The 18,221-nt window shown below is 68.3% G+C and carries 15 protein-coding genes; 9 read left to right on the top strand and 6 right to left on the bottom strand.

Going from position 1 to position 18,221, the window contains the following annotated elements:
• Window positions 1-113: 113 nt before the first annotated feature.
• Window positions 114-1,502, bottom strand: coding sequence for a GABA permease (gabP, locus tag FSV73_RS14035; protein WP_145008473.1), 1,389 nt, complete (start codon window positions 1,500-1,502; stop codon window positions 114-116).
• 562 nt (window positions 1,503-2,064) lie between these two features.
• Here gabP and FSV73_RS14030 point away from each other — a divergent pair.
• The 5 genes from FSV73_RS14030 to FSV73_RS14010 all read left to right on the top strand — a co-directional run bounded on the left by FSV73_RS14030 (window position 2,065) and on the right by FSV73_RS14010 (window position 9,299).
• On the top strand, window positions 2,065-2,796 hold the full coding sequence (locus FSV73_RS14030) for a gluconate 2-dehydrogenase subunit 3 family protein (RefSeq protein ID WP_145008472.1): 732 nt from the start codon (window positions 2,065-2,067) through the stop codon (window positions 2,794-2,796).
• Entirely contained in the window at window positions 2,796-4,583 is a 1,788-nt protein-coding gene (locus FSV73_RS14025; protein ID WP_145008471.1) for a GMC family oxidoreductase, read from the top strand. The genes FSV73_RS14030 and FSV73_RS14025 overlap by 1 nt, the downstream gene beginning before the upstream one ends.
• Before the next feature lie 11 nt (window positions 4,584-4,594).
• A complete protein-coding gene (locus FSV73_RS14020) occupies window positions 4,595-5,959 on the top strand; it encodes a c-type cytochrome (protein WP_186309237.1) in 1,365 nt (454 codons plus the stop codon).
• Window positions 5,960-6,431: 472 nt separating this feature from the next.
• Entirely contained in the window at window positions 6,432-7,697 is a 1,266-nt protein-coding gene (oxlT, locus tag FSV73_RS14015) for an oxalate/formate MFS antiporter (protein WP_145008469.1), read from the top strand.
• Window positions 7,698-7,709: 12 nt separating this feature from the next.
• A complete protein-coding gene (locus tag FSV73_RS14010) occupies window positions 7,710-9,299 on the top strand; it encodes a gamma-glutamyltransferase family protein (protein WP_145008468.1) in 1,590 nt (529 codons plus the stop codon).
• A gap of 1 nt (window position 9,300) precedes the next feature.
• On the opposite strand, the gene FSV73_RS14005 is transcribed toward FSV73_RS14010, so the two are convergent.
• Window positions 9,301-10,215 carry a LysR family transcriptional regulator gene (locus tag FSV73_RS14005; protein WP_186309236.1) on the bottom strand — a complete coding sequence of 305 codons (915 nt, stop codon included), beginning with the start codon at window positions 10,213-10,215 and terminating at the stop codon, window positions 9,301-9,303.
• A 103-nt stretch (window positions 10,216-10,318) separates the two neighbouring features.
• Here FSV73_RS14005 and FSV73_RS14000 point away from each other — a divergent pair, with 103 nt between their 5' ends.
• The 3 genes from FSV73_RS14000 (at window position 10,319) to gpmA (ending at window position 12,773) form a co-directional block, all read left to right on the top strand.
• Window positions 10,319-11,308 (top strand): aldo/keto reductase, encoded by a 990-nt coding sequence (locus FSV73_RS14000; protein ID WP_145008466.1) that lies wholly within the window; start codon window positions 10,319-10,321, stop codon window positions 11,306-11,308.
• A 362-nt stretch (window positions 11,309-11,670) separates the two neighbouring features.
• Window positions 11,671-11,898 carry a hypothetical protein gene (locus FSV73_RS13995; RefSeq protein ID WP_145008465.1) on the top strand — a complete coding sequence of 76 codons (228 nt, stop codon included), beginning with the start codon at window positions 11,671-11,673 and terminating at the stop codon, window positions 11,896-11,898.
• A 128-nt stretch (window positions 11,899-12,026) separates the two neighbouring features.
• Window positions 12,027-12,773, top strand: a complete 747-nt coding sequence (gene gpmA, locus FSV73_RS13990) for a 2,3-diphosphoglycerate-dependent phosphoglycerate mutase (RefSeq protein WP_145008464.1) — start codon at window positions 12,027-12,029, stop codon at window positions 12,771-12,773.
• A 460-nt stretch (window positions 12,774-13,233) separates the two neighbouring features.
• Here the strand turns inward: gpmA and FSV73_RS13985 are convergent, their stop codons facing one another.
• The 4 genes from FSV73_RS13985 to FSV73_RS13970 form a co-directional block, all read right to left on the bottom strand.
• A complete protein-coding gene (locus tag FSV73_RS13985) occupies window positions 13,234-14,208 on the bottom strand; it encodes a YihY/virulence factor BrkB family protein (protein ID WP_145008463.1) in 975 nt (324 codons plus the stop codon).
• Window positions 14,209-14,335: 127 nt separating this feature from the next.
• A complete protein-coding gene (locus FSV73_RS13980) occupies window positions 14,336-15,178 on the bottom strand; it encodes a glycosyltransferase family 2 protein (protein ID WP_145008462.1) in 843 nt (280 codons plus the stop codon).
• The gene (locus FSV73_RS13975; RefSeq protein WP_145008461.1) at window positions 15,175-16,212 is read right to left on the bottom strand and encodes a hypothetical protein; all 1,038 of its coding nucleotides are present in this window, start codon (window positions 16,210-16,212) and stop codon (window positions 15,175-15,177) included. Before FSV73_RS13975 ends, FSV73_RS13980 begins: the two co-directional genes overlap by 4 nt.
• Before the next feature lie 7 nt (window positions 16,213-16,219).
• Window positions 16,220-17,296, bottom strand: coding sequence for a glycosyltransferase (locus FSV73_RS13970; RefSeq protein ID WP_145008460.1), 1,077 nt, complete (start codon window positions 17,294-17,296; stop codon window positions 16,220-16,222).
• A gap of 187 nt (window positions 17,297-17,483) precedes the next feature.
• Between FSV73_RS13970 and FSV73_RS13965 the strand changes: the two genes are divergently transcribed.
• Entirely contained in the window at window positions 17,484-18,215 is a 732-nt protein-coding gene (locus FSV73_RS13965; RefSeq protein ID WP_145008459.1) for a glutathione S-transferase family protein, read from the top strand.
• Window positions 18,216-18,221: the final 6 nt, after the last annotated feature.

The following is an 18,221-nucleotide window of genomic DNA, read 5'->3' as shown; positions in this document are numbered from 1 at the left end:
GAACAGGGCTGCTGTTCTACCTGTTACCGCGGCCCCTGTCCAGCCTCACGATCCTTTTTTGCCCCATGAGGGTGCAATCCCGGCACAGCTGTCGTGCCGGGATCGCCAGGGCTTCAGCGTACCGCGGCCGCCATGGCCGGGGCCTGGGGCTGACGGCGCCCCACCCAGGTACCGATGGCCACCACCACCAGCGCCAGCAGCCCGGTCGCCAGGATCTCGAAGCGGTGCGCCTCGCTGAACAGCATCACGGTCAGGGCCCCGACGATGAAGACGATCACCGCCCAGGTCAGCCAGGGGAACAGCCACATGCGGAATTCCAGCTGCTCGCCACGGGCGATCAGCTTGCGTCTCAGGCGCAGCTGGGTCACGGCGATCACCAGGTAGACCAGCAGGGCCACGGCGCCGGAGGTGGACAGCAGGAAGCTGAACACCGCCTCGGGCATGGTGTAGTTGGCGATGGTGGTCAGGAAGCCCACAGCGGTGCTGGCCAGCACGGCAGCGCGCGGCACACCGCTGCTGGAAGCCCGGCCCAGCTTGGCCGGGGCATCGCCACGGCGGGCCAGCGAATAGAGCATGCGCGAAGCGGTGTAGAGCGCCGAGTTGAGGCAGCTGGCGACGGCGACCAGCACCACGCAGTCGACGATCAGCTTGGCGTTGGGGATCGACAGCACTTCCAGCGCGCGCTGGTAGGAGCCCACCAGCGGCAGCTGGGCGTCGTTCCAGGGCACCATGGACACCACCAGGAAGATGGAGACCAGGTAGAACAGCGCGATCCGCCAGATCACCGAGTTGGTGGCCTTGCTGATCTGCCGGGACGGATCCTTGGACTCGGCCGCGGCGATGGTGACGATCTCGGTGCCCATGAAGCTGAACATGGTGGTCAGCAGGGCGCCGAGGACGGCGCCGAAGCCATTGGGCATGAAGCCGCCGGTGTGGGCCATGAGATTGCTCAGGCCACTGACCTCGCGCCCCGGCAGGGCGCCGACCAGCGCAGCCGCGCCCAGGGCGATGAAGGCGACGATGGCGATCACCTTGAGCAGGGCGAACCAGAATTCGAACTCCCCGTACTTGGCGACGCTGAACAGGTTGGTCACGGTCAGGATGCCGGTGATGACCAGGGCGAACTGCCAGGTGGCGACGGCCGGGAACCAGGCGTTGAGGATGGCGGCGGCGGCCACGGCCTCCAGCGGGATCACCAGCACCCAGAACCACCAGTACAGCCAGCCGATGGTGAAGCCGGCCCAGCGACCGATGCCCTGCTGGGCATAGGAGGAGAAGGAGCCGGTATCGGGCGAGGCGACGGCCATCTCCCCCAGCATGCGCATGACCAGCACCACCAGGGTACCCGCCAGGGCATAGGCCAGCAGTACGGCGGGGCCGGCGGCGGCGATGGCATGGCCGGAGCCGACGAACAGGCCGGCGCCGATCACGCCAGCGATGGACAACATGGTCACATGGCGCGGTTTGAGCGCCGGAGAGAGGCTGCATTCTGCGTTGGACATAAGGTGTTACCTGACAACGGAAAGCCTCCCAAGTGCAACTTGCGCGCCACCCTCGCTGAAATCGGCATAAAACGAACTCAAAGGGTGCAGGACGTCGCGCAAAGTGGCGGAAAAGCGGCACTCCCACCAGGTATCGCGCTAAGCATCTGATGTGCAAAGCGATTTCTTCCCTATGCCAGTGCCGCTACGGCTTGCTTCGTTAGGTATCACTTGGTGCAACTTGCACCTTTATGGTGCTTGACGCGGTGGAACCTTAGGTAACTTTAGCCCGCCCTTCCGGTTATCCCCGCTCGTCCGCTGCCGGGGCAAGAGTGATGACAGCGCCGAATGAATCCCACTTCACCGGTACCGCTCCGGACTGCTGGGCACAGCCATCGAGCCGCACCCAGGGGTTTTTCGCCGCCAATGCCCGCCAGACGGGAACTTGCGCGGGCGGCCGGACCTCTGCACAGCTGCGACAAAATGTAACGGCGGTCCGCGGATGTTGGTAATATTCCAACATATTAGCTAGCTAACCATAAGCCCTGCGGTTCCACGTCGGGCACCTGATGAGACCCTGACCATGTCCGCAGACGATTCCGTCCCGGCCCGCCGCGACTTCCTGCGCAAGTCCCTGAGCCTGATTCCCGTGGTGGCCCTGGCCGGCAGCGCCACGCCGAGCCTCGGCCTCGCCGCCTCAACCCCGGTGGACAAGCCCGGCAGCAGCCCGCGCGCCGACCATTACCAGCCGGTGTTCTTCACCGCCGAGGAATGGGCCTTCGTGCAGGCCGCGGTGGCCCGGCTGATCCCGGCGGACGACCTCGGCCCGGGGGCCCTGGAAGCCGGTGCGCCCGAGTTCATCGACCGGCAGATGCAGACCGCCTATGCCCGCGGTGGCCTCTGGTACATGCAGGGCCCCTTCGCCACCGATGCCGCGCCGGAAATGGGCTACCAGAGTCGCCTGGTGCCCCAGGATCTCTATCGCCTGGGCATCGCCGCGGTGGATCGCTGGACGGGTCAGCAACAGGGCAAGGCCTTCGCCGAGCTCGCCCCCGCCCAGCAGGACGAGGCGCTCAAGGCCCTGGAAAGCGGTGACGCACCGCTGGACGGCGTGCCGGCCAAGCTGTTCTTCGCCCAGCTGTTGCAGAACACCAAGGAAGGCTTCTATTGCGATCCGCTGCATGGCGGCAACAAGCAACTGGTCGGCTGGAAGCTGGTGAATTTCCCCGGTGCCCGCGCCGACTTCATGGACTGGGTGGAGCGCGACGAACGCTATCCGCTGCCGCCAGTCTCCATTCGCGGGGAGCGCGGCTGATGGCCAAGGTATTGCCCAGCAAGAACGTGGTGATCGTCGGCTTCGGCTGGACCGGCGCCATCATGGCCAAGGAGCTGACCGAGGCCGGACTGGACGTGGTGGCCCTGGAACGCGGCAGCTACCGGGACACCTATCCCGATGGCTCCTATCCCCAGGTGATCGACGAACTCACCTACAGCATCCGCAAGAAGCTGTTCGTCGACGTCTCCAAGGAAACCGTCACCATCCGCCACAGCGTCAACGACGTCGCCCTGCCCAACCGGCAGCTGGGCGTCTTCCTGCCTGGCGATGGCGTGGGCGGCGCCGGCCTGCACTGGTCCGGCGTGCACTTCCGCGTCGACCCGGTGGAACTGCGCCTGCGCAGCCACTACGAGGAGCGCTACGGCAAGAAATTCATTCCCGAGGGCATGACCATCCAGGACTTCGGCGTCAGCTACGCCGAGCTGGAGCCCTACTTCGACTTCGCCGAGAAGGTGTTCGGTACCTCGGGCACCGCCTGGACGATAAAGGGTCAGGTGGTGGGCGACGGCAAGGGCGGCAATCCCTATGCCGCGGATCGCTCCAGCGACTTCCCGCTGCCGGCGCAGAAGAACACCGTCTCGGCGCAGCTGTTCGAAAAGGCCGCGCGCGACGTGGGCTATCACCCCTACAACCTGCCCTCGGCCAACACCTCGGGGCCCTACACCAACCCCTACGGCTGCCAGATGGGGCCCTGCAACTTCTGCGGCTACTGCAGCGGCTACGTCTGCTACATGTATTCCAAGGCCTCGCCGAATCTGAACATCCTGCCGGCGCTCAAGCAGGAGCCGCGCTTCGAGCTGCGCAGCCAGGCCCATGTGCTGAAGGTGAACCTGGACAGCACCGGCAAGAAGGCCACCGGGGTGACCTACCTGGACGCCCAGGGCCAGGAACTGGAGCAGCCGGCCGATATCGTCATCCTCGCCGCCTTCCAGTTCAACAACGTGCGCCTGATGCTGCTCTCGGGCATCGGCCAGCCCTATGATCCCAAGACCGGCGAGGGCGTGGTCGGCCGCAACTTCGCCTACCAGAACATGGCCACCATCAAGGCCTTCTTTCGCAAGGATCAGCACCACACCAATCCCTTCATCGGCGCCGGTGGCAATGGCGTGGCGGTGGACGATTTCAACGCCGACAACTTCGACCACGGCCCCCACGGCTTCGTCGGTGGCTCGCCCATGTGGGTCAACCAGGCCGGTACCCGGCCCATCGCCGGGGCGGCCAATCCGCCTGGCACGCCGCAGTGGGGCAGCGCCTGGAAAAAGGCCCAGGCCGGCTACTACAACCATCAGTTGTCGATGGACGCCCACGGCGCGCACCAGTCCTATCGCGACAACTACCTGGACCTGGACCCCACCTACAGGGACGCCTACGGCCAGCCGCTGCTGCGCATGACCTTCGACTGGAAGGACAACGACATCCGCATGACCCGCTTCATGGCGGCCAAGATGAAGAAGATCGCCGAGGCCATGAATCCCGAGCACATCAGCGTGTCGGTCAAGGATTTCGGCGGCCACTTCAACACTGCCAGCTACCAGACCACCCACCTGAACGGTGGCGCCATCATGGGCACCGACCCCAAGACCAGCGCGGTCAATCGCTACCTGCAGAGCTGGGACGTGCACAACGTCTTCGTGCCGGGCGCCTCGGCCTTTCCCCAGGGCCTGGGCTACAACCCCACCGGCCTGGTGGCGGCCCTGACCTACTGGTCGGCGCGGGCCATCCGCGAGCAGTACCTGAAGAACCCCGGCCCGCTGGTGCAGGCATGAGAGGCGCGCCCATGATCCTCCGTACCCTCGCGACCCTGCTGCTCGGCGCCGGCCTGACCCTGGGCGTCCAGGCCGCCGACGACACTGACCCGGCGTTGATCAAGAAGGGCGAATACCTGGCCCGCGCCGGTGACTGCGTGGCCTGCCACACGGCGCCGGGCGGCCAGCCCTTCGCCGGCGGCCTGCCGATGCAGACGCCCATCGGCACCCTCTATTCCACCAACATCACTCCGGATCGGCAGACCGGCATCGGCGACTACGGCTTCGCCGACTTCGATGCCGCCATCCGCCAGGGCATCGCCAAGGAGGGCCATACCCTCTACCCGGCCATGCCCTACCCCTCCTATGCCCGGGTCAGCGAGGGCGACATGCGCGCCCTCTACGCCTACTTCATGCACGGCGTGACCCCGGTGGCCCAGGCCAATCGCGACAGCGACATCCCCTGGCCGCTGTCCATGCGCTGGCCGCTGGCGATCTGGCGTCAGCTGTTCGCCCCCGCGGTGGTGCAATTCCAGCCGGCGCCGGACCAGGATCCGGTGGTGGCCCGCGGTGCCTACCTGGTGGAAGGCCTCGGCCACTGCGGCGCCTGCCATACCCCGCGCGCCCTGACCATGCAGGAGAAGGCGCTCTCCCCCGCCGATGGCAAGGACTTCCTCGCCGGCAGCGCGCCCCTGGAAGGCTGGATCGCCAAGAACCTGCGCGGCGACCAGCGCGACGGCCTGGGCCGCTGGAGCGAAGAGCAGCTGGTGCAGTTCCTCAAGACCGGTCGCTCCGCCGACAGCGCGGTGTTCGGTGGCATGACCGAGGTGGTGCAGCACAGCCTGCAGTACCTGAGCGACGCCGACCTGCTCGCCATCGCTCGCTACCTCAAGACCCTGCCGCCGAAGGATCCGCAGGATGCGCCCTTCCAGGCCGACGGTCGCGCCGCCGCGGCGCTCTGGCGCGGCGACGACAGCGCCCGCGGGGCCCAGGTCTATGTCGACAACTGCGCCGCCTGCCACCGCACCGACGGCCAGGGCTACGACCGGGTGTTCCCGGCGCTGGCCGGCAATCCGGTGCTGCGCACGGCCGATGCCAGCTCGCTGATCAACATCGTGCTCAAGGGCGGTACCCTACCCGGCCTGCACACCGCGCCCTCGATGATCGTCATGCCGCCCTTCGGCTGGCGCCTGGACGATGCCCAGGTGGCCGACGTGGTCAGCTTCATCCGCGCCAGCTGGGGCAACGGGGCACCGCCGGTCAGCGCCGCCGAGGTGGCCAAGTGGCGCACCGACGACAATCGCACCACCTCGGGCGACGACCTCGGCCAGGCCTTCGGCCATCGGCAACCGGCCCCCGCGACCGCCGGCGGCGCTACCCCGGCCGGGGCGCACTGATCCCGCACACCGGAAACCTCACCCAGGCGCCCGCCGTGGCAGCGGACGCCTGGCCGGTCCCGGGAATGACCGACCGCCATCCGCCCGGGCGCTACAGGTCGACCGCCACGACCTGACGGATGGTCATGGCCTGTTCCGGCCTGCTCGCCCACTGCCGCTACGCCGCCGCTCCCGGCCTGTCGCCACCCCCAGGCCGCGCCCTAGACCGCCAGCGTCCTTTCGCCGGGTGTCCTAGACCGGATGCTGTCGGCGCTCCCGGGTCGTCACCCCGCGCGCAGGCGCGCCTCGCAGTTGTCCGTTTCGCGCTATGCCTTTGGGCTTTTGGCGTGAGTCCGACCGGCTTCGCGGGTGCTACTTTCTGGAAAAGCCGGCCGACGCGACCCCACCCTTCGCCGTCGCAGCCCATAACGATGATCGCTGCATCCCTTGCCATCCTGCCCTCACTCGTCTTGCCCTGACAGGATTGCACCCGATGACCACCAAGCCGCTCATCGCGCCCTCGACCCCCGTCGTCTCCGCTACCTCGCGCTGGTTCCAGCTGTGCGCCGGCGTTATCTGCATGATGGCCATCTCCAGCCCCCAGTACGTCTGGACGCTGTTCACCGGCCCGCTGAGCGCCAAGCTCGGCTCCGGCCTGGCCTCGCTGCAGGTCACCTTCTCGCTGTTGATCGTGCTGCAGACCTTCTTCTCGCCGGTCCAGGGCTTCCTGGTGGACCGCTTCGGCATCCGCAAGCTGATCGCCTGCGGCTGTGCCCTCAGCGGCCTGAGCTGGATCCTGGCCAGTCGCGCCGACAGCCTCGCCAGTCTCTACCTGACCTATGGCGTGCTTGGCGGCCTGGGCACCGGCATCGTCTACGTCGGCGTCGTCGGGCTGATGGTGCGCTGGTTCCCCGACCGCCGCGGCCTCGCCGCCGGCGCCGTGGCGGCCGGCTATGGCATGGGCGCCATGGTCACCACCTTTCCCATCGCCAACAGCCTGAAGAGCCTGGGGCTGGAGACCACCCTGGTCACCTTCGGCGTGGTGCTGGGCATCGTCGGCCTGCTCGCCGCCCAGTTCCTGCGGCAACCGCCGGCGCCGGCCAAGGCCCTGGCAGCCGAGGTCGGCACGGCCCCGGACATCGCGCCCAAGGCGATGCTCAAGACGCCGCTGTTCTGGCTGATGTTCCTCATGTTTACCCTGATGTCCACCTCGGGGCTGATGGTCACCTCGCAGATGGCCAGCTTCGCCAAGGACTTCGGCATGACCGAGGTGATGGTGTTCGGCATGGCCGCCCTGCCGCTGGCCATGACCATCGACCGCATCTGCAATGGCCTGACCCGCCCGCTGTTCGGCTGGATCTCCGATCGCTGGGGCCGCGAGAACACCATGGCCTTCGCCTTCTGCTTCGAAGGCATCGCCATGACCCTCTGGCTGCTGACCAGCGACAACCCGGTGCTCTTCGTGCTGCTGTCGGGTGTCGTCTTCCTCGGCTGGGGCGAGATCTTCTCGCTGTTCCCCTCCACCCTCACCGACACCTTCGGCACCCGCCACGCCACCACCAACTACGGTTTCCTGTACATGGCCCAGGGCATCGGCTCGATCTTCGGCGGACCGGTCGCGGCCCTGCTGCACCAGTCCAGCGGCAGCTGGCTGCCGGTGTTCGCCACCGCCATCGCCTTCGATCTCATCACCGCCGCCCTGGCCCTGCTGGTGCTCAAGCGCCTGCGCCAGCGCTGGCTGGCCCGTCACGCCCGCTAACGAGGAAGCCCCATGCTCAACACCACCGTCGCCGCCCGCGGCATCGCCGTCGCTCCCCACAGCCTGGCGGCGCAGTCTGCCCTGGCGGTCCTGCGCGAAGGCGGCAATGCCGTGGAGGCCATGGTCGCGGCCGCGGCCAGCATCGCCGTGGTCTATCCGCACATGAACGGCCTGGGGGGCGACGGCTTCTGGCTGATCGTGCCGCCCGAGGGCGAGCCCATCGCCCTCGATGCCAGCGGCCCGGCCGGCAGCGGCGCGACCCTGGCCGCCTATGCCGATCTGAGCGCCATCCCCACCCGCGGTCCGCGCGCCGCGCTCACCGTGGCCGGCACCGTCGGCGGCTGGCAGGCCGCCCTGGAGCTGGCCGCGGAGTTCGGCGGGCGCCTGCCCCTGCCGCGCCTGCTGGCCGATGCCATCCACTACGCCGAGGCCGGGATCCCGGTGACCGGCTCCCAGCACCTGGCGACCCTGGCCAAGCGTGCCGAACTGGAAGCCCTTCCCGGCTTCGCCGCGACCTTCCTGCCCGACGGCGCCGTCCCCGCCGAAGGCGCCCTGTTCACCCAGCCGCGCCTGGCGGCGACCCTGCGCCAGCTGGCGGAGCGCGGTCTCGACGACTTCTATCGCGGCGACCTGGCCGCCCGGATCGCCGCCGACCTGGACGCGCTGGGGACCCCGGTCACCGCCGCCGACCTCGCCGCCTACCGCGCCAAGCGGGTCACGCCGCTGCACCTCGCCCATAGCGCGGGCAGCGTCTACAACCTGGCCCCGCCGTCCCAGGGCCTGGTCTCCCAACTGATCCTCGGCCTCGCCGATCAGGCCGGCCTCGGCGGCTGCACGGCCGATGGCAGCGCCCACGTCCACACCCTGGTGGAAGCCACCAAGCTGGCGTTCAAGGTGCGCGACGAGCACATCACCGACCCGGCGCACATGACCCTCGATCCCCAGGCCTGCCTGGAACCCTCCTGGCTCGCCGACCTGGCCGGCCAGATCGACCCGCAGCGGGCGCGCCCCTGGGGCCGCGGCAAGGGGCCGGGCGACACCATCTGGATGGGCGTGATCGACGGCAACGGCCTGGCGGTGTCCTTCATCCAGAGCATCTACCACGAGTTCGGCAGTGGCGTGGTGCTGCCGGACAGCGGCCTCAACTGGCAGAACCGCGGCGCCTCCTTCAGCCTGGACCCCGCGCACCTCCTGGCCCTGGCGCCGGGCAAGCAGCCCTTCCATACCCTCAACCCGGCCGCCGCCCGCCTGGCCGATGGCCGTACCCTGGTCTACGGCACCATGGGCGGCGACGGCCAGCCGCAGACCCAGGCGGCGGTGTTTAGCCGCTATGCGGTGTTCGGCCAGCGCCTGCAGGAGGCCATAACGGCTCCGCGCTGGTTGCTGGGCCGTACCTGGGGCGAGAGCAGCGACAACCTCAAGCTGGAGAGCCGCTTCCCCGCCTCGGTGGTCGAGGAATTGCGCGCGCTCGGCCACGAGGTGGAGCTGCTGCCGCCCTTCAGCGAGACCATGGGCCACGCGGGCGCGGCGGTCCGCCACGCCAACGGGTTGTTCGAAGGCGCCTTCGATCCGCGCAGCAACGGGGCGGCGGCGGGCTACTAGCTCAACGCTGCAGCCAGGCCGGATCGACCGCGGCGAAGACGTCGTCCAGCCACTCCACCCAGGCCCGCACCCGGGGCGAGGTCTGGCTGGCCAGGGGATAGACCGCCGCCAGTGGCAGGCCCGGCGGGCGCTGGTCGGGCAGCACCTCTTGCAGGCGCCCGGCCCCCAGGTGCGCGGCCAGGTGATAGAGCGGCGCCTGGATCAGGCCGAGCCCGGCCAGGGCGGCGCCGACATAGAGATCGGCACCGCTGACCGCCAGCCGTCCGGCTGGCTCCAGCCGCCGGATCTCGCCGGCCTGGCAGAATTCGAAGGGCAGCCGGCGACCACTGCGCAGCGAGCGGTAGTGCACCAGCTGATGTCCGCTCAGGTCGTCCAGGCCCGCGGGCAGGCCATGGCGCTGGAGATAGGCCGGACTGGCGCAGGTGATCTGCACCAGCGCGCCCAGCGCCCGCACCGCCAGGCCCTCGTCGTGCACCGGACCGCCGCGCAGCACGCAGTCGATGCCCTCGCCGATGACGTCCACCGGCCGGTCGTCGGCACTGATCACCAGCTCCAGGTCCGGATAACGCTGGCAGAAGTCCGGCAAGGCGGGCATCACCAGCACCCGCCCCAGGCTGCTCGGCAGGTCGATACGCAGCCGTCCGCGCGGCTGCCGGCGCCGCTGGCTGAAGGCCGCCTCGATGTCGTCCAGCTCGGCCAGCCACCCGACGCAGCGCTCGTAGTAGGCGGCGCCGTCCAGGGTCGGGCTGACCCGGCGGGTGGTGCGGTGCAGCAGCGTCACCCCCAGGTGGGCTTCCAGCTGTTGCACCAGCAAGGTCGCCATGGCCGGTGACAGGCCCAGATCGGCCGCGGCACGGGTGAAGGAGCGGCGCTCGACGATGCGGACGAAGCCGCGCATGGCTGCCAGTCGGTCCATGATTATTCAGTCCGGTCGAATAGAGTTTACCCAGATACCAGCTTTGTTCGCTTCAGCTCAACACCCAGACTGAGCCGGTCATCTATCGAGAGGAGCGAACGTCATGCTGCAACGACGACTGGGCCGCGCTGGCCCCCTGGTATCCGCCCTGGGGCTGGGCTGCATGGGCATGAGCGAGTTCTATGGCGCGACGGACGAGACCGAGGCCCTCGCCACCCTGGACCTGGCGCTGGAGCAGGGGGTCACCCTGCTGGATACGTCCGATGCCTATGGACCGCACCTTAACGAAGAACTGCTCGGCCGAGCCTTGCGCGGGCGTCGCGAGCGGGTGTTCCTGGCCACCAAGTTCGGGCTGGTGCGCAGTGCCGATCCCACGGCTCGCGGGGTGAATGGCCGGCCCGAGTATGTACGCCAGGCGGTGGACGGCAGCCTGCGCCGGCTGGGGATCGAACAGATCGATCTCTACTACCAGCACCGGGTCGATCCGGAGGTAGCCATCGAAGAGACCGTGGGCGCCATGGCCGAGCTGGTGCAGGCCGGCAAGGTCCGCTACCTGGGCCTGAGCGAGGCCTCCAGCGAGACCCTGACCCGGGCCCAGCGGGTGCATCCCATCGCCGCCCTGCAGAGCGAGTTCTCGCTGTGGTCACGCGATCCCCAGGAGCACGGCATCCTCGCCACCTGCCGCGAACTGGGAGTGGCGCTGGTGGCCTACAGCCCCCTGGGCCGGGGCTTTCTCACCGGCGCCCTGACGTCACCGGAGGATTTCGCCGCGGACGACTATCGCCGGTTGAGTCCGCGCTTCCAGGGCGAGAACTTCCAGCGCAACCTGCAGCTGGTGGAGCGGGTCCGCGCCCTGGCCGAGGCCAAGGGCGTGACGCCCGGCCAGGTGGCCCTGGCCTGGGTACTGGCCCAGGGCGAGGACATCGTGCCCATTCCGGGTACCCGGCGGCGGCATTATCTGCTGGAGAACCTCGCCGCGCTCGAGGTGCGCCTGAGCGCAGCCGAAAACGCCGAGCTGGATCGCCTGTTCACCCCGGAGCAGGTCGCCGGTACGCGCTATCCCGCGGCCTGGATGCAGCTCGTCGAGCGCTAGTGACCGCCAAGCCCGTCGCCGACCGACGGGCTTGCGCCCTTGGCATCGATCCTGCTAGCTTGACTAGGTTAGTACCAAGCTGACCCCAATCGCCGGACGTCTTTCCGCTCGTAGTAGCAGCGCGAAATCAGCGTCATCCGGATCGCTCCGATCCCCTCGATTGCTCAGGATCTGCCGCCCTGGCCTTTGAATCTCGTGCCCGGCCGGTTGCCTGCCTTCCCAAGTACTTACCTGCATGCCTGGGCATCTTGCCCACACGCTGCCTTCCTCCAGCCAGAGATTCAGCCGTCGGCCGTCATGGGCACGAGGTTGCTGGAGTTATTTCACCGCGCCGACTGAGCGTGGATCCCAAGGATAGTCGTATGAACATTCAAAACCAGGCCATCGCGGCCATGCAACACCTCCAGGCGGCCTTCGCGCCGTTCCAGTGCATCACCACCCCGGCTTCGCGCAAGGGCGGCTTCAGCTTCACCGTGGTCGACGAGCGTGGCGTCGCCTGCCGCAGCGAGCGCCTCTATCCCGAGCAGTACAGTGCCGCTGCCGGGCTGGAACGCGTCATCGAGCGGACCCGCCGCGCCCTGGCGGCCTGAGATCTGCCCCGAGTGCCGGACGCATCACGGTTTCCGTGATGCCGATGCCGGCAGCCTCCATCTGCGGTATGTTTGGCACAGCTTCGCGTAGGCGTGAGCCAAACAATGAATCCCAAGATGGAGGTCGCATGTCGCAAGTCGTATTCATCCGCCATGGCCAGTCGGCGTGGAACCTGGAAAACCGCTTCAGTGGCTGGGCGGACGTGGATCTGACCGAACAGGGGATCCGCGAGGCCCACGAGGGCGGCCAGGCACTCAAGGACGCCGGCTTCCTCTTCGATGTGGCCCACGTCTCGGTGCTCAAGCGCGCTGTGCGTACCCTCTGGCATGTCCAGGAAGGCATGGACCAGATGTGGCTGCCGGTGGTGAGCGACTGGCGCCTCAACGAGCGGCACTACGGTGGCCTCACCGGGCTGAACAAGTCCGAGACCGCCGCCAAGTACGGCGAGGAACAGGTGCTGGTTTGGCGTCGCAGCTACGACACGCCGCCGCCCGAGCAGAGCCTCGAGGAGCAGCGGGCGCTGGCCGCCGATCCGCGCTACGCCGGTCTGTCGCTGGATCAGGTGCCGCGCACCGAATGCCTCAAGGATTGCGTCGAGCGCGTCCTGCCCTACTGGAACGACGTCCTGGCCCCGGCCATCCGCAGTGGCCAGCGCGTGCTGGTGGTCGCCCATGGCAACTCCATGCGCGCCCTGATCAAGTACCTGGACAACATCTCCGACAGCGACATCGTCAGCCTCAACATCCCCAACGGCGTGCCGCTGGTGTACGAGTTCGACGATAACCTCAAGCCCACCAAGCACTACTACCTGGCCGACCCGGACGAGGTCGCCGCCAAGATGGCCGCGGTGGCCAATCAGGGCAAGGCGAAGTAAGGCGTTCTTGTCCTGCGCCAATCGCGGCCATGGCGGTCTGCCGATGCGGCCGCTCCTAGGGGCACCGTAGGTTGGGTTGAGCGTAGCGAAGCCCAACAGGCCTGACCTCGGAGTAGCGGCACTGTTGGGCTTCGACGATGAAGCCGTCTCAGCCCAACCTACGGTCTGTTATCCACCCTACCGACTGCTGACCTGTCGCGGCCACGGGTCGCCGTAGGTTGGGTTGAGCGCAGCGAAGCCCAACGGGTCTCGCATCAGGGTTCTGGCCATGTTGGGCTTCGACGATGAAGCCGTCTCAGCCCAACCTACGGTCTGTTATCCACCCTACCGAATACTGACCTATCGCGGCCACGGGGTCGTCGTAGGTTGGGTTGAGCGCAGCGAAGCCCAACGGATCTCGCCTCGGGTGCTGGCCATGGTGGGGCTTCGACGATGAAGCCGTCTCAGCCCAACCTGCGCTCTAGCGCTTCACCACCCGCGCTTCACCCAGGACGCCTTCTTGCTGGGCGCCCTCGTCCTGACCCGCCTGAATCTCTTCGTCGGCTTCCACGCCGCCATCACCCGGGGTCTTCTCGCCCTTTTCCTTGCCCTCGTCGCTGTGGTGCTCGATCACCGCATTGATTTCCGCGCCGAACAGCAGCACCGCCGAAGACAGGTAGAAGTACAGCAACAGCACGATGATGGCGCCGATGCTGCCGTAGGTGGCGTTGTAGTTGGCGAAATTCTGTACGTAGTAGCCGAAGCCCAGGGAGGCCAGGATCCACACCACCACGGCCAGCGCCGAGCCGGGGGTGATGAAGCGGAAGCTCTGTTTCACGTCGGGGGTGACGTAATAGAGCGCAGCCACGGCGATCATCAGGATGAACACCGCCAGTGGCCAGCGGATCAGCGCCCAGAGGGTCACCATGTAGTCTTCCAGGCCGACGTAGGCGGCCAGCCAGTTCATCACCTGGGGCCCGAGCACCATCAGCGCCGCGGCGCTGAGCAGCAGGCCGGCCAGGCCTATGGTGTGCAGTACCGACAGGGGAATGCGCTTCCAGGCGGGGCGGCTCTCCACCACGTCGTAGGCGCTGTTCATGGCGGTCATCAGCGAGCGGAAACCACCCGAGGCGGACCACAGCGCGACGATGATACTGAAGGACAGCAGGCCACCCTTCTGCGTCTGTAACTGGTCGATGATGGGATTGACGGTATCCAGCGCGGTGACCGGCAGCAGGTAGGCGGCCTGCTCCCGCAGGAAGGTGAAGAAGTCCGGCAGGTGCAGGAAGCCGATCAGGGCGATGAGGAACAGCAGGAAGGGAAACAGCGAGAACAGCATCTGGTAGGCCAGTGCCGCCGCATAGGTCGGCATGTCGTCGGCGACGAATTCCTGGACGGCACGCTTGATGAGGGTGAACGGCGAAACGCCGCGCAGGCTGAAGGCAAACAAGGACATGGCGGCTCCTGACGAACGTTCCTCGAGACGAATGACGGGCGGCTGTCTGAAGAGGCCTACGCCCGGCGGCATTTCAGACCAGCCCTACCTTCAGAGTAGCGCCGGCCGGGTTGGTTGCGCGGCGCGGTCAGAAGCCCGACCCGCTGGCATCCCGGCAAGCGGCGATCTCGGCGGCACTTGGCGTCCTGAGCTCTTCTATCCCGCGGCTTTCGTCGAAGTGGATGTAGCCGGCGGCGGCGAAGTCGCGGAGCCAGCCATCCATGGGCCACACCCCCCAGCGTGCCCGGAAACGCCGGGCATTCTGCAGGATGCTGGCGAAGTGATTGAGTGGCGGATGGTAGGTGGGGTGGTACTGGTGGAAGGCCCGGGCGTCCGCCTGGTACAGGGCTACCCCCGCCTCGCGGGCGCGAAAGGCGAAGTCGGTATCCTCGCCGCCATAGCCGCGATAGCCGTCGTCGAAGCCGCCGATACGCTGGAAGGTGGCGCGGCGGCAGGCGAAGTTCAGCGACCAGAACAGGGGATGGGGGATGTCGTTGCCGGCGGGTCTATCCCGGTGCAGCGGATGGATCACGCCCGTCGCCAGCAACTCCTCGGGCGTCCAGTCGCCTTCGGCGATCCCGGCCGGCAGGTAGTGGACGAAGCCCTGGTGCAGCGCCTCGGGGCGTACCGCCAGCGCCTGACGATAGCCGTCGAGCAACCCGGGCGCGGGGATGCAATCCACGTCGAGAAACACCAGCTCCTCGCCCGGCGCGGCGGCCACGGCGGCATTGCGCGCGGCGGCCAGGGGCAGGATGCCGTCGCCCTCGACGCCGAGCACCTGGATCGGAAAACGCGCGCTGTGCAGCGTGCGCGGCGCCTCGTTCATCTGCACCACCACCAGGGCCGCGGGTGGCGTGGGGGCCAGCTCCAGGCCGCGGATGAGGTTGGCCAGTTGCCGCTCGCGGCCATGGACCAGGGTCAGGACGATCATGCCAGCACCTCCCGGGCAACGGCCTGGATACAGGCGGCGGCGCGACGCGCGCCCTCGCCGTCGCTTACCCGGTTCCACCGCTGCGGATCGAGCTGGCGCGCCGCGCTCAGCAGCCCTGGCCAGTCACCCTCGGCGGGCCAGGTTTCGCGAGTGATCGCCAGGCCTTGGGCGGCCAGCAGCCGGCCGGTGGACAGCTGCTCGTCGAAGGGCCGGGCGTCCGGCAGGCAGACGAAGCGGCAGCGCAGCTCGGCCAGCTCGGCCACCAGGCTGTCGCCGGCGGAGCCGACCACCACCTCGGCCCGGGTCAGCCAGGGCGCGGGGTCGGCGACACTACCAGCGAAGGCCAGGTTGGCCGGCACCGCCGTGGCGTCGTCCGCCACCGGACCCAGTACCGTCCAACGCCAGTCGGGACAGGCCCGCGCGGCGGCGGCCAGACGCCCGCGGCTGAAGGCGGTACCGCCATGACCGGCGATGACCGTGACCGTCCGGGACTCGCACTGCGCCGCCCTGGGCTGCCCGGCATACCGCGACAGACTACCGGCATAGCAGGTCTTGGCCCGCCAGGGAGCCGGCGTGCCAGGCTCTTCCAGGCATTCGGGATAGGGCGCCAGCAGGCGGCTGGCGCTGGCATAGGCCAGTTCATGGGCCGCATCGAAGCGGCTGCCACGCTGGCGCAGATAGATCGTCGGCACGCCGCACAGCCGCGCCAGCAGCGCTACTTCCACCGAGACGTCGACTACCAGCAGGCAGGGCCAGGCACGGCGAAACCAGTCCACCAGCGCCCCCATGCGCTCACGCAAGCCCTCCACGCCCAGCGGCGCATAGTGCAGGCAGGCGAAGGCCTCGCCCTCCACCCCCGGCGCCACATCGGCGGGCAGCGGGCAGAGCTGGACGTTGGGCAGGTCCACGGATTCGGGCAGGCGACTGCCGAACAGGGTCAGGGGGCCGTCGAAGGCCGCGGCGATGGCCAGGGCGCGGGTGACATGGCCAGCGCCGTGATGGTGGGCGTAGTAACCGATGTTCAGCTCAGCCACGGGCGGTCTAGCCACGGGCGACCCGCCCGGCGGCGACCTCGGCGAGCAGGTGCTCGTAGCGGTCGATCATCAGCCGCTGGCTCCATTGCGCCTCGGCACGCGCCCGGCAGGCCTCGCGCGACAGCGACAGGGCTTCGCGCAGGGCCGCCGCCAGGGCGGGCACGTCGCCGGGTGGAGCCAGGGCGCCGGTCTCGGCGCTGAGCAGTTCGGGCAGGGCGCCGCGGGCGAAGGCGGCCACCGGTGTGCCACAGGCCAGGGCCTCGGCGACGATCAGGCCGAAGGGTTCGTCCCAGCAGGGGGTGACCAGGCAGGCCCGGGCCTGGGCCACTTCGGCGGCCAGGGCAGTACGGTCCAGATGGCCGAGGTAGACGGCCTGCGCCCCCAGCCGCGGCTCGATCTCCTGGCGGAAATAGCGTTCGTCGGTAGCCTGGCCGGCCAGGCGCAGGGGCACTCCCGCCTTCCGCGCGGCATCCAGCGCCAGGTGCGGTCCCTTGTCGGGCACCAGGCGACCGAACCAGAGCGCATGGTCGCCAACCGGCGCGCTGCCCGGGCGCCAGGCGTCGAGATCAATGCCGTTGGGGATCACGTGGCAGGCCGGCGCCAGGTGCGCCCAGTTGTCGGCGTTGGCCTGGGACACGGTGCAGTAGTGGCCGCCACCGCGCCTGTGCAATTCGCCGATGGCGTTGATCAGCTCGAAGAACGGCGGGGTGTGCAGCACCGTGAGCATGGGCGTGCGGATCAGCCCGGACATGGTGATCGGCACATAGTGCAGGGCGTTGTTGAAGATGACGTCGAAGCCATAGCCGTCGATCCGCTGCATGCAGTCGAGATAGCCATGGTGCTCGTCGAGGTATTCGGAGCTGAGCACGTTGCGCTTGCGGCGGCAGCCGTCCGCGCCGTAGTTGCCATCGTCGAGGATGGGCACCACGTTCAGCTCGGGCGCCGAGGCCGAGCTGGCGAACAGGGTCACCTCATGGCCGCGCTCGCGCAACTGCAGGGTGATGTCGTAGGTGAAGGCCTCCAGGCCACCGGCGAAAGGCTGGCGTACCGGGTGTTTCACGTGGGTGAGAATACCTATGCGCATGGAACCGTCCACCTGCCGTTGCCCCGCCATCCGGCCGTGCTCATGACTAGCCGCTGGTTGATAGGAGTCTCAGCGATGGGGATTGGTTGTGCGCTTCGTCGTGAAAGCCGCAGGTGGGGCAAACCTTCGAACCTGGGCAGGGGTCAGCCCTCCAGGACCGCAATCCCTGCAGACGACGGAGGTTCCCATGCGTTACGAATTGCACTATTGGCCCAGCATCCAGGGCCGCGGCGAATTCGTCCGGCTGGCGCTCGAAGAGGCCGGCGCGGATTACCTCGATGTCGGCAATGCGCCGGACGCGGAGGGGCTCGGCGTTCCCGCGATGGACGCCTACCTGCAGGGCGGCAAGACGCGCCGCCCACCCTTCGCCCCGCCCTTTCTGAAGGCCGGCGACGAGGTCATCTCCCACGTCGCCAACATCCTCCAGTACCTGGGGCCGCGGCTGGACCTGGTACCGGCCGACGAGGAGTCCCAGTTCTGGGTGCATGGCCTGCAGCTGACCATCACCGACCTCACCGCCGAGGCCCACGACGTCCATCATCCGGTGGCCATCGCCCTGACCTACGAAGAGCAGCAGGCCGAGGCGCAACGCCGCGCCAAGGCGTTCGCCGGCGAGCGCATCCGCACCTACCTGAGCTATTTCGAGCGAGTGCTGGGCTATAACCCGGCCGGGGATACCTGGCTGGTGGGTGACCGCCGCTCCTATGTCGACCTGTCGCTGTTCCAGGTGGTGGCCGGGCTGACCTACGCCTTCCCCAACGCCATGCGGCGCCTGGCCCCGGACATCCCGCGGGTGCTGGCCTTGGCCGAGCGGGTGGCCGCCCTGCCCCGCATCGCCGCCTACCTCGTCTCGCCCCGGCGCCTGCCGTTCAGCGAGAACGGCATCTTCCGGCACTACCCGGAGCTGGACCCGGCCTGACCAGCA

This window comes from Pseudomonas oryzihabitans, from assembly GCF_007665395.1.
Lineage (GTDB): Bacteria > Pseudomonadota > Gammaproteobacteria > Pseudomonadales > Pseudomonadaceae > Chryseomonas > Chryseomonas psychrotolerans_C.
The sequence above is the reverse complement of the archived record's forward strand: the minus strand, read 5'-3'. Positions and strand labels throughout refer to the sequence as shown.